This window comes from Lapidilactobacillus luobeiensis, from assembly GCF_024345205.1.
Classification (GTDB): domain Bacteria; phylum Bacillota; class Bacilli; order Lactobacillales; family Lactobacillaceae; genus Lapidilactobacillus; species Lapidilactobacillus luobeiensis.
The window spans coordinates 66326-78789 of sequence record NZ_BROC01000005.1; the positions used below are offsets into that span (position 1 = coordinate 66326).

The 12464-nt window shown below is 49.8% G+C and carries 8 protein-coding genes; 3 read left to right on the forward strand and 5 right to left on the reverse strand.

Translation table 11 applies throughout. The annotated features are described in order from the left end of the window. Positions 1-28: 28 nt before the first annotated feature. The 4 genes from OCU21_RS02940 to OCU21_RS02955 all read right to left on the reverse strand — a co-directional run bounded on the left by OCU21_RS02940 (position 29) and on the right by OCU21_RS02955 (position 3761). Entirely contained in the window at positions 29-847 is an 819-nt protein-coding gene (locus OCU21_RS02940; protein ID WP_261806018.1) for a ZIP family metal transporter, read from the reverse strand. 224 nt (positions 848-1071) lie between these two features. After that, positions 1072-1755, reverse strand: coding sequence for a hypothetical protein (locus tag OCU21_RS02945; RefSeq protein WP_261806019.1), 684 nt, complete (start codon positions 1753-1755; stop codon positions 1072-1074). Between the two features lie 53 nt (positions 1756-1808). After that, positions 1809-3164 carry a TPM domain-containing protein gene (locus tag OCU21_RS02950; RefSeq protein ID WP_261806020.1) on the reverse strand — a complete coding sequence of 452 codons (1356 nt, stop codon included), beginning with the start codon at positions 3162-3164 and terminating at the stop codon, positions 1809-1811. A 132-nt stretch (positions 3165-3296) separates the two neighbouring features. Beyond that, complete coding sequence (locus OCU21_RS02955) at positions 3297-3761, reverse strand: hypothetical protein (RefSeq protein ID WP_261806021.1); 465 nt, start codon at positions 3759-3761, stop codon at positions 3297-3299. 1004 nt (positions 3762-4765) lie between these two features. Between OCU21_RS02955 and OCU21_RS02960 the strand changes: the two genes are divergently transcribed. Then, entirely contained in the window at positions 4766-6424 is a 1659-nt protein-coding gene (locus OCU21_RS02960; protein WP_261806022.1) for an ABC transporter ATP-binding protein, read from the forward strand. 358 nt (positions 6425-6782) lie between these two features. On the opposite strand, the gene OCU21_RS02965 is transcribed toward OCU21_RS02960, so the two are convergent. Beyond that, the gene (locus OCU21_RS02965) at positions 6783-9116 is read right to left on the reverse strand and encodes an ABC transporter ATP-binding protein/permease (protein ID WP_261806023.1); all 2334 of its coding nucleotides are present in this window, start codon (positions 9114-9116) and stop codon (positions 6783-6785) included. Positions 9117-9928: 812 nt separating this feature from the next. On the opposite strand from OCU21_RS02965, the gene OCU21_RS02970 reads away from it, so the two are divergent. After that, positions 9929-10861 carry an ABC transporter ATP-binding protein gene (locus OCU21_RS02970; RefSeq protein ID WP_261806024.1) on the forward strand — a complete coding sequence of 311 codons (933 nt, stop codon included), beginning with the start codon at positions 9929-9931 and terminating at the stop codon, positions 10859-10861. Next, positions 10848-12464 (forward strand): ABC transporter permease, encoded by a 1617-nt coding sequence (locus OCU21_RS02975; protein ID WP_261806025.1) that lies wholly within the window; start codon positions 10848-10850, stop codon positions 12462-12464. The genes OCU21_RS02970 and OCU21_RS02975 overlap by 14 nt, the downstream gene beginning before the upstream one ends.

Genomic DNA, 12464 nt, shown 5'->3' on the forward strand with positions numbered 1-12464 from the left:
CATATCATGTACAAGAAAGACTCGCGAATTATCCCAGCGCTACATCCAAGATCATCATGATCACAAAGCCGGTCATAACGCCGAAAACGGCCATATGACTGTGTTCTTTGTGGGACTGTTGCGCTTCAGGGATCAATTCTTCCACCACGACATAGATCATCGCGCCAGCGGCAAAGGCCAAGGCATAGGGGAGGATCTGGGTCATGGCACTGACGAGAAGTGCGCCCAATACACCGGCGATCGGTTCAACAAAGCCTGAAGCTTGCCCATAGAAAAAGGCTTTGGTCCGGCTCGTACCAGCTTGGCGCATAGGGATCGAAACGGCAGCGCCTTCAGGGAAGTTTTGGATCCCAATGCCCAAGGTCACTGAGATCGCAGCCAAAGCGGCGATTTTTGGATCGGCGGCCTGATTGACCGCACCAAACGCGACCCCAACAGCTAATCCTTCTGGAATATTATGAAGCGTGATCGAAAAGACCAACAAGAAGGTTTTCTTGAGGTAATCAGGAAAGCCTTTTTTGGTGCTCTTACGGCCGCTGTCGATATGAGGCAATAAACGATCGGCACCATACAGAAACAGGCCGCCAAACGCAAAGCCGATTGCGACGGCCAGCCAGGCGATATCGCCGTTCTCCTCTGCGCGGGCGATAGCGGGGTCAAGTAACGACCAGAAGCTTGCCGCAATCATGACTCCAGACGCAAAACCCAGCATGTAATTAAGTACTTCCTTCTTGATTTCCTTAAAAAAGAAAACCAAGGCCGCACCCAACGCGGTCATGAAATAGGTAAAGAGGGTCCCCAATAGAGCCTGCTGCCACGGTTGCAGCCCTACAAAAAACTCGATCATCATATTCACTCCTTCACACTTACTTTATCATGTTTGAAGGAAAAGTTAAACAAATATTTAGCATTTATAAAAGTATCTATTAGGAAGAGCTAACATAAATACTGCCCAATAAAAAACGATCCCGCTATTTCAACGTGATCGTTACTTTTATCCAGTAAAGAAGCAACCGCCGCCAAATCAGAACGTGACCAATTTAGTGTGTTGACTGACCTTGGCTGGTAGGTTTACTTAAGAAATCGTGCTTGCGCCGCTAATAAAGAGTTGCCCTGTTTCGTCGTCTGCTCAGCGCCTGCCTGATCCAGCTGTTGATCTAGCGATGCGATCAATAGCTGGGCCTGGGCCAAGGTCGGTTCTTGGCGAAAATCCACCCGTTGCCAAACATAACTGGTCAGTTGGTCCAGCCGCCGCTCTGACAACCCTTGATCCTGACGATACTGCCAAAGCACATCCTGATAAAGGATCATCGTCGGCTTGATCCGACCGATCAATGGATCCAGTTGGTGGACCAGTTGCGGCAACGTCAGCGCCCTAAAAATTTGTTGCGCCGGAACTTGCGCGATCACAAGGCGATAATCAGCGCTGGGATAGGCGTGCGCGACTGGATTATGCTCAAGGAGCCAACTGATTTTTAAGCAAAGCGCCGGGTAGCAAACCAACCGGAGCAGTTGGCGGTCGGTTAGAGTACTCGGCGCATTGGTCCCCTGCAAAAATGGCTGCCACTGTCCCTGATCGAGAAAGCGGACCAAAGGATACCGTTGACGAAAATCAGTTGCTAATAACCGCTGGCGGCCAAATCGTTGCCAGACCCGTTGGTGGTGATGATATAAAAGCAGGCCCACAATCAATAGTGCCAACAGTAATATCCCGAGGCCTAACACAAATGGACCCAATTTAAAGTTCTCCCGCATTGTTTACTTTCATCTTCTAACATGGTTGACCCCAAATAACCGCTGACCTGGTTCTACCAACCGCCGGAAAAGCCGCCGCCACCGGTGCTGCCACCGCCAAAGCCGCCGCCAAAACTATCGTCAGAACCGGAGGAACTACTGCTTTGACTACTGGCAACGCTGTAAACGACCCACCAAGTCGGCCAGTCACTGCCTTTGCTGCCTTCGGTGATCGTGACTTTCCCATGGGCGTCCATCACTTTATCGACTTGACGGATCATTCTTTTGACCTGCTCGGCGCCCACGGCTTCATTATAATTGGCGTGGCCCCGAATAAATTCCCACAGTTGTTTCTGACGTTCAACATCCAGACCATTCTCTTGGCAATATTGTTGCCAAATTTCCTGATAGAGCGTTTCCGTCGCCGCGTAAGCCTGGGCAAACGGCGTCAATAAATCTAATAAATCATCCAAGGTCCGCACCGCAAATAACTTGGCTTTGGCGGGTTGCGTCAACACCAAGGTGTAGTCGCTGATTGGATTGGTCAAAGACACCGAATTGGTTTGTAAAATCGTGGTGAGTTCCTTGGTTAACACTGGATAGACCACTTGTAGCATCACCTGGTAATCTGTGTTCTGCTTCGGCGCCGAATTGAGGTGATCCAGGAGCTCCAATTCTTTCTGAATACCCGCAGCGGAAACCGCCGTCGCCAAAGGATACGCCTCTACGAAATCAGCCGCGGTCACGCGGTCACGGGCATATTGCCGCCAAACCCGTTGCTTGCGCGCGTATTGGACCCAAGCATAGATTCCCAAGCATGCCAAGAGGCCCAGCACGATCAAGACGATCGTCCAAATAATTTGTTTGCGCCGCTTACTGGCAGCCTGCTTGGCGGCCATTTGCGTTGGCGTTAAAATACTGCCTTTCCGCTGCACCAAATAAGTACCCAGATTCGCGGTCATTTGTCTGATTGCCAAATCATACTGACCCGCTTTCAACTGCTTCGTGACCGCCTTCGTCACCACTTTCTTCTTCGCGCCATCAGGAATCACATTTTCCAAACCGTACCCCACGGTCAAATCGTACTTGCGATCCTTGACCGCCACCGTGAGCAACAACCCATTATCCCAACCTTTGTGCCCGATCCCCATTTTCGTGAACAAATCAACCGCATAATCATGGATGTCATCTTCACCTTTCGGCAATCGCTGAAGCGTCACCACCGCTAATTGCGGCTGCCCTGTGATTTTTTTGAACGTCTGGTCATTGAGCCGATCGATCTGAGTGACCGTTTTGTGGGAAAGCACCTCAGCGTGATCGGCGACCCAAGCGGAATTCGTCGCCGCCACCGGTTGCGCCTCAACACCGCCCACAGCGAGCAGCACCAAACCCAATAACCAACCCAACGCCACAATCCATTTCTTCTTCATGAACATTACCCCTACCCTTTTATCCTTGATCTGCCAGAATCGCTCTGACGAAAAAAGGACCGGCCTCTCCAGACTGATCCAATTTTCCAACTCGTTAACTTGCCCGACTATACTCATTAAACTTCTGAAAAACTAAGCCTGCCGATCAAAATATTTGGCGATCCGTTCCTGATCATGTTGCGTCAACGCCCATGTCTGACTCGGTTGATGATTCCGTTGCCAACCCTGCCAAAAATCAAACCCATGGACGAAATCTTGCAAGAATTCCAGCGAATTATTCTTGACCAGTACATAGGCCATTGTCGCCAAACTCTCATTGACTTGCTTCGGCTGCCGCTGATACGCCGCCACCGCCGCCTTGGTGAAAGCCGCCGGATCAGCGCGATAAGCATCGCGATACTTCAATAATTGCGGTTGGTTCAACAACGGCTCTAAAGTAAACCCACTGAAATCACTAGGCAACCCATCATTCTTCGCCAACAACTCATAAAGATACAAGAAAAACGACAACCGATCAGTCTCAGCCAAAAAATCAACATCCTCCTGCACCAACCAACCAGTCACAATCAATTTAGCATCAGATTCAAACACATTCATTACCCCCATTAGATAGAGTGCGGAGAGGTGCGGTTAGACCGTGAGCATTAACTTATCAGATTGACTAAGCTGCGAAGCAGATTGGGCAATCTGATACTTTAAGGCGCAACGGTCTGCACCTCGCAGCACGTTTTGATAGAGTGCGAGCCACCCCGGGTAGTGCTTGAGCATTAGCCTAGTCACTGTTTTGGGAGCCGGTTTCAGCTCCCGGAACAGTGACGTAGCTAAGCGGAAAGCACTGGGGTGGTGAGCACGTTTTGATAGAGTGCGAGCCGACCCGGTTAGCTCCTGAGCATTAGCCTAGCAAGGATTTTGGAACCCACACTTCGTTTCCCAAAACAATTGTTCTTTCCTCTCTATCATACCGCAGTCCGCCAAGAATGGAACCATTTTCAATTGAAAATTGATGACCGCCCAAATTCAGTGTCACTTTTCTTAGGGAAACAGCTGGACTTTATCTTTCGGCAACCAATCGCGAAAATAACCAGCTCCGCGATCTTAGCAAATCTTTTGAAGATTTCGCCAATTGAATGTTGCGGCTCATCTGTCATTGCACTATCGATCATCGAGCTTTCCCAGCATTTAGACAATTTTTTTAATAATATGAAAAAATGAAGCAAAATAAAATTATTGTATTATAATGTATTATAGCGCATTATTTGATTCTTTCTCATTTTCTAATAATACCAGCTTCGATTTCACCGATTCATGTGTGAGGAATAGCTAGCAGGGTCCCACATGGGCAGGTCCTTATTTTCAAAAATCGTATTATTAAAAATTCTTTTTTAATTAAAACAATCTATCGTCTGTGCTGGATAAAATACGGCATAAAAGCAAATAACCTAATCACAATTGATCGAGATCTTACCGCAATACCCTTTCTTAAAAGAGAAAAATTGCTATTCTGCGGCGAGCGGTCGCGAGTGAAAAAGTGATATTCTTAAATACTTTGACTTACTAATAACCGAGAACGATTTCGCAATAACACTTCTAGATGAGGAGCAATGATGAATACAACATCGGCACCAAAACTTGGTCTGGCTGATCTAGCCAGTCGGATCCACAATTATAAGCTGGGCTTGCTGGCCGTTGTCACCCTGATTAACTCATTTATTTCCTTAACTTTTGCCTTGGTCACCACTTGGGCCGGTCGAATGAATGCCCACAGCAGTTTATCAGACGTCCTCTGGTTCTGCGTTAAGGGGCTCTTGCTCTATTTGATCGTTTACCTTGGGCTTTACTTGACCGAAGTCGTCACCAACAGCATCCTTAAAGAGGCCTGTGTTTCGCTTGAAGTCGACTGTTTGCGTAAATATTTGGCAACGCCGAACCATTCTGAAGACGAAATCGTTTCGATCGTTTCTCAAGATGTCCGGATGATTCGCGAGAACTATTACATTCCGATTCTGACCTTGCCCACATACCTTTGTCGCTCTTTGATCCCAATTATTTACTTACTGACACAGAATTTATCCGTAGGAATTTGTTTTGCGGTGGGCGCCGGGCTGATGATGCTACCGCAACATTTCATGGCTCATGGGTTGGCGGATCTAGGCAATCACTTCTCCCAACAACGGGAGTATTCTTTGAGCGCTGCTATTGATTTGGCCAAAGGAAAAACAGTGATCAACAATCATCAAGCCCAACCTTTTTTCCTGAAACTGACCCGGCGTAAGTTTGAACAAACGGAGCGTGCTGAACAACATCTGCACAACACACAAGCGTTGATGTTCTCCTTATCCGGGCCGCTGAAAGGTATCGCTGACGTAGTTCCCTTCGCTTTAGGTATCTATTTGATGCGTTTTGATCCGCGGATCACCATCGTTCTGCTCGTCGCGATGTTGGGCACCGCCGGCAGTTTGAAAAATCAGTTCCAAGAAATCATTTATTTATCTGGTGACTTGTTGGAAACCAAAGCCGTGCGCGCGAAAATCGGCACTTTTCTGCATCAACCAACACCTCAGCGTGTAGCTGCGACACCAGCGTTAAGCGATTTTGTGGGTTTAACGCTTAGCGATGTCAGTAAAAAATTCGCGGACCATTTACTGTTTGCGCACGTCGACCTATCCCTTAGCGCCGGACAGAAAGTTCTGATCACCGGCAAAAGCGGCGTGGGCAAGAGTACCTTTCTCGACCTATTGATGCAAAATCAACAGCCGGATTCAGGAACGATTTATCTGCGCACCGGTGGTAAGCAGCCCCAGAATATAACTGATTTCCAGCAGAATATCAGTCTGATCGCCCAACAGCCCCACCTCTTCAATTTGAGTATCCGTGACAATATCTGCTTGGGCAAGCCCATCGCTGACGCTGAACTGACGGCGATTTTAAAGCAAGTTGACTTGAGCCAGCAGTTGGGCGAAGCGCCTTTAGACTTCCTTATCCAACAAAACGGCGCCAATATCAGCGGCGGGCAACGCTTGAAAATCGAAATTGCCCGCGCCTTAGCCGATCGTAAACAGATTATTTTGGCCGACGAGATCACCGCCAGTCTTGACCCAGACAGCGCCAAAACGATTCGCGACCTCTTACTGAGATTACCGGTCACCGTGATCGAAGTGGCCCATCACTATACCAACCTGGACTACTACGATCAAATCTGGCGCTTTGCCGACCAAACCGTTCAGGCACAAGGCACTGATTTAGCAGCTGATAAAAAATGAAAATCATTATCAAACGGCCAGCAATGGGTTTGACAGCGCGGACTTTGCTTCCGGAACAATTGCGTAACTAAGTGGGAAATCCGAAGATGGCGAACACGTTTCAAAACCAGAGTGCGAACCGACCTGGGTAGCTTCTGAGCATTAGCCTAACAATTGTTTTGGAAGCCGCACTTTGCTTCCGGAACAATTGCGTAGCTAAGCGGAAGACGCTAGGTCGGTGAGCACGTTTCAACCCAAGTTGACCTAAAAAATAGACTCCTGCCAACGAAACTGGCAAGAGTCTATTTTCATTAAAAGCTGCAAACCGTTCTGTTTATTGAAAGCTACAAACTATTCTGGGTCGATTGAAAGCCGCAAACTATTCTGCGCGCAACGCGATCGCGGCGTCTTTCTTGGCGGCCATTCTAGCTGGAATGTGCCCGCCTAACATGGTCAAGATGGTGCTGACCACAACAAGGATCAACGCTTGGACAGGATCGAGGATCGCGACATTTTTCAAATCAGTCAGATTATACAAGAGGGAATTGATCGGGAAAGTCAATAATTCGGCGATCAGGATCCCTAATAGTCCGGAAGAAACGCCTAAGATAAAGGTTTCGGCGTCGAATACTCGGGTCACGTCTTTGCTCCGGGCCCCTAAAGCACGCAGCACCCCGATCTCCTTGGTCCGCTCCAGCACTGACGTATAGGTCAGGATCCCGATCATGATCATGCTGGTGATCAGCGAGATCGCGGCGAAAGCGACCAGCACATAGGTGATCGCGTCCATCAAACCACCGGTTAAATTGGTCACGGTACCAGCGAGGTCTAAGTAGGTGATTTTATCCGCCTTGCTCTTGCCCTTGTTCCATTTATCCAAATACTTCAAAACAGCATCTTTATCTTTGAAATTATTCGGATAGATCATGATGCTATAAGGCATACTGCTGCCGCCTAATGTGGCCAAGAAAGTCTGCTTCGTGGTGGCGTCCATCTTCTGGTTGGTCATCACGTTGACGTCGGTCGCTTTTTGCGCTTTGACGATCGCGGAGTCTTGGTTCAAATCAATGATCTGCCGCGCCAATTTGTCGCTGTAAGCAACGCCAGTGGATAATAGATCCATGTTGGAATTGCTGCGCGCGCGGATCACGCCGACAATCTTGAGCTTGAGGTTGCCACTCTTGTCATATAAAGAACTGACGTCTGTATTAGGAATGTAGTTCCCCGTAGGCAACGCCGTGTAATAGTCATCATTGCCGACCAATTGGATCTCGGTGCCCACTAGCTGATCGAAATCGATTTTCTCACCATCGTTGATGTCAAAACCGAGATTCTTCAAAGCGTTGATATTGATCGTGTTATCCGAATTGACCACCAGCACCAGGTCAGTGGCGGCGGCAGGATAGCTCCCTGACAACAACCGATAATTCTTCTTCAGGAAATTCTCCTTGGTTTGATCCAGTTGCTCCGGAAACGAGGAACTGCCTAAACCAGTTGAGGCCGACATCGCCGCGGCGCCAGAGTTACTGCTACTAGCGCTGGAAAAAGTCACCGTTTCGACCTTGCCATCGACTTTGCGCAACAAGTTCATGCCGACCAAACGGGTATAACCAATGTTGTTGCTCAAAGCCGGATCGATATCTTTGACATAGTTCAGGTATTTTGTGGTGATCTTGTTGGTCTTCATCGCCTTTTGCTGCATGCTGATCTTGGCAGTGACCGCGGTACCCTTGCCACTGAGCTGCTTGGTTTCCTTCTGCTGCTCCGCCGAAGCCGCCTGCAAGTCGGTCGCCTGCTGCGAGATCGTGATCGGATATTTCGCCAACGTTTTCGTCTGGGTCTGATCGATCTGTTTCTGGAAACCACCAGATAACGCCAGCACAACACCAATACTAATGATCCCAATACTAGAAGCGAACGCCGTCAAAAATGTCCGCCCTTTTTTCGTCCGAATATTATTGAACGACAAATTAAGCGCCGTCCAGAAACTCATTTTCGTCCGCTTCAATTGGAACTGATCCGATTTTGGCCGTTCCTGATGAGGATTAGAGTCATGCCGAATCTTCCCGTCAGAGAATTCAATGATCCGATCCGCGTACTGCTTTGCCAATTCCGGATTATGAGTGACCATGATCACTAATTTCTCACTGGAAAGCTCGCGAATCAATTCCATGATCTGCACGCTAGTTTCGGTATCCAAGGCCCCCGTCGGCTCGTCGCACAATAAAATATCCGGATCATTGGCCAAAGCTCGCGCGATCGCGACCCGCTGCATCTGCCCACCAGAAAGTTGGTTTGGCTTCTTATGCAAATGATCTTTCAGACCGACCCGAATCAAGGCGTCCTCAGCGCGATGCCGCTTCTCCGCGCCACTGACCCCACTTAAGGTCATGCCTAATTCAACGTTCTCCAGAATGCCTAAATGACCGATCAAATTGTAGCTTTGGAACACAAACCCGATCGAGTTATTGCGGTAAGCATCCCAATCCGTCGGTTTAAAGCTCTTCGTCGATTTCCCGTTGATGACCATATCGCCAGAATCATACTGATCCAAGCCGCCGATCATATTCAACAGCGTCGTTTTCCCAGAACCACTAGGCCCTAAGATCGCCACAAATTCCTGCTTACGAAAAGCAACCGAAACGCCATCCAGCGCTTTTGTAACGGTCTCACCAACGCGGTAGTACTTTTTAATATCTTTTAATTCGAGCACAATAACCCTCCCAAATCCTTCCACAAGTGACAAAGTGTTTATTTGATTATAGCATAACAACCGCCGCAACAAAGCGGGCGCAGGTCTGACTTTTCTTGAAAATGTAGCTGCTATTCTTGATTACTCGCTTGATTGCAGTTTTTGGTGGGTGTTGCGCGTGAGCGCAACCGGCTGGGACATTTGTGTAGGTTGAACATCTTTACTCATTTCCGTAACAATCCATAGGTGGAAGCCGACTGATTCAGGTGATTCATCAAAAACCTACCTTGGTTCATCAGACGGACTGCGCTGGTGTCACCAATTTAAAGATTGTGACCACTAACCATGGCCATCAATTGCGTGGCTCCCCATCAATTAGCCATAGCTTGCCAATTGGCGTGAGTGCTCGAACGGCTGTTATAACATTGAGCGGCTGGAGCGGAGCGTGGCGTTGGTGGTTCGTTTGCTTGCCGGCGGAAGGCCGGGCTGGGGGTGAGTCAGCCGCGATATTATTCTTGGCGGCTCTGCCGCCTAGAATAAGGCTCAGCTTTGAGATTTTCGGCGGGTTTCCGAAAAGCTCAAAGTGACGCCCGCAGCGTTCCACCACCCCCAGCCCGACCTGGAGCCCCACCACATCTGCCAACCACCAACGCCACGTTCCGCGCAAGCTGCGGCCAATCTCCTAACTTGCCCAACTCAGTATTGACAGTCAGAACCTCCATCAAAATCAAATTGACTGCAAAGTCATTGACTTGCCAGTCATCAAGAATTATAATCATCCTGTTTTTAGAAAATCAGGCGGCCAGAACCACCTGATTGGGGGAGGATACAACATGACAGCTCAACCGATTTTGCAAGTCAAGCACTTGCGCAAGAACTTTGGCAAGTTCACCGCGCTTAGTGACGTTAGTTTACAGGTAAACCCTGGTGAAGTCGTGGGTTTCATCGGTCCCAATGGCGCCGGCAAATCGACCACGATTCGAACGATCTTAGGTATGCTCAAGGCGGATGGTGGCACCGTGACCGTTTTCGGCCAAGATGCTTGGCAAGACGCCGTCAATATTCATGAACGCTTGGCCTACGTGCCGGGGGATGTTTACTTGTGGCCGAATTTCACTGGCGGACAAACCATCGACCTATTATTGAAAATGAGTGGTCAGCAGCACACGCCCCGAACCGATGCTTTGATCCAAGCCTTCGATTTGGATCCGGCGAAGAAGAACAGCACTTATTCCAAGGGCAATCGTCAAAAGGTGGCGTTGATCGCGGCCTTATCCAGTGATGTAGACTTTTATATTTTCGACGAGCCGACTTCCGGTCTGGATCCTTTGAATGAGAACATCTTCCAGCAAGAGGTGGCGCGCTTGAAAGCGGCGGGTAAGGCAATCTTACTCTCCAGTCACATTCTTTCCGAAGTCGAGAAAATGGGCGATACCATCGCCATCATTCGTCAAGGTAAAATCATCGAGGTTGGTTCCTTGACGCAAATGCGGCACTTGACGCGGACCAACGTGACGGTGACCACTCAGGGTGACCTCGCTAGCTTAGCTAAGTTGACCGGCGTGCACAATTTCCACTTGAGCGCTCACCAAACGACCCGGGCAACTTTCGCCGTGGATTCAGAGGCGTTGTCCCCGGTGCTTCAAGCGGTGGCCGCCTTGACAGTGACGAACTTGCAAATCGCCCCACCCGCTTTAGAAGACTTATTTATGCGCTACTACGATCAGGCGGCAGAACCAGAGGTGACCGGCGATGTTCAAAAATAACTTTGCGCAAACGGGGCGCTTGCTGCAGCTCAACTTGCGCCGGGACTGGTTGAAACTGACCCTTTGGCTGCTAGGGCTAGTAGGCTTGATGGTTGGTTACGCGGCAGCGATCGGGACGATTTTTCCAGACGAAGCGGCGCGGGAATCGCTGATTGCCACTTTGAAAACGCCGGCGATGGTCGCCTTTCTGGGCTACTTTCCCGAGCACGTGGCGATGACGGACGCGGTGATGTTCAGCGGCGAAATGTTGGTGTTCATGAGCTTGATGTACGGCTTGGCCAGCCTCTTGATCGCCATCAGCGCCACTCGCGGTGAGGAGGAAGCAGGCTTAGTTGAACTGCTCCAAGCCAAGAACGTTGGCCGGCACGCTTTCTTGCTAGCCGGATTTTGGGAGGTTTTGCTATTCAATTTGGCAACCTTACTGCTCGTCGGTGGCGGCCTGTCGGTGATCCACATGACTGGCGCCAACTTGAGCGGTGATTGGCTGACGGCCACGTTACCAGCTGCCTTCGGTTTATTATTCGGCGTGGTCGGGTTATTGCTGGCCCAAGTCGTGGCGGAAACTCGCTCGGCAATGGCTAGCTCGCTAGCGTTACTGGGCTTGGCCTACTTGGTCCGGATGTCGATCGACGTTAGCCAGCCCAGCGCCAACTGGTGGTCGCCGTTTGGCTGGCTGGAGCGGGCCGGCGCTTATTATCAGAATAACTGGTGGCCCTTGGGCTTATTGGTGCTTAGTAGTGGTGTTCTTTTCGCTGGGGCTTTTTGGGCCAGTGATGCCCGTGATCTCGGCGCCGGCTTGATCGCCGTGCGCAATGGTCGGGTCAAAAGTCGGCTCTTACGCGGACCGTTGACTGCTTTGATCAAAACAGACGCCCGCAGCTTCTGGAGTTGGCTGATTGGCGCGCTGATCATTGGCCTAATGTACGGTTCGATTTTCAACACATTAGCCGACATGATCGACAGCAATCCGATGATCAAACAAACTATTGGCAACCAAACTCGCCAACAGGCGGGCAATCAAGTGGTGGTCACTTTCATGGCCACCTTGAGTATCGTTTTAGTCACGATCGCGGTGATCCGTGCGCTTTTTCTCACCAATCGTCTTTACGGCGACGGCCAATTGGGTTACATTGAATTGTTCGCCGCAAAGCCGATCGGGCGCATCCGGCTAGGCGCCACTTATGTAGGTTATGCCTTGATCAATGGCTGGCTAACATTGGGCGCGGGTGTTTGCGGGTTATACTTAGGGAATGTGGCGGTTTTGCCCCAGCCAGTGGCGGCGAAGTATTTCTGGCAGATGTTCGGCGCCAACAGTGTCGCGGTTTTAGTGTTCGTCGCCGTGGCCGCTGTCTTGCTGGCTTTCGCGCCGAAGTGGCGACACCTTTTGTTGGCTTACGCTGGCATTGGTTTCGTCCTGATGTACTTCCGGAATATTTTCCAACTATCTGACCAAGTCGTCAAAGTCGTGCCCTATGGTTGGTTCAAAAACATCCCCCAGCAGCCCTTGGATTGGTCAGTCTTAGGCGTGATGATCGGGCTCAGCGTGATTCTTTTGGCCGTAGCTGCTTGGGGTTACCGTCGCCGCGATCAAATTTTCAATTAG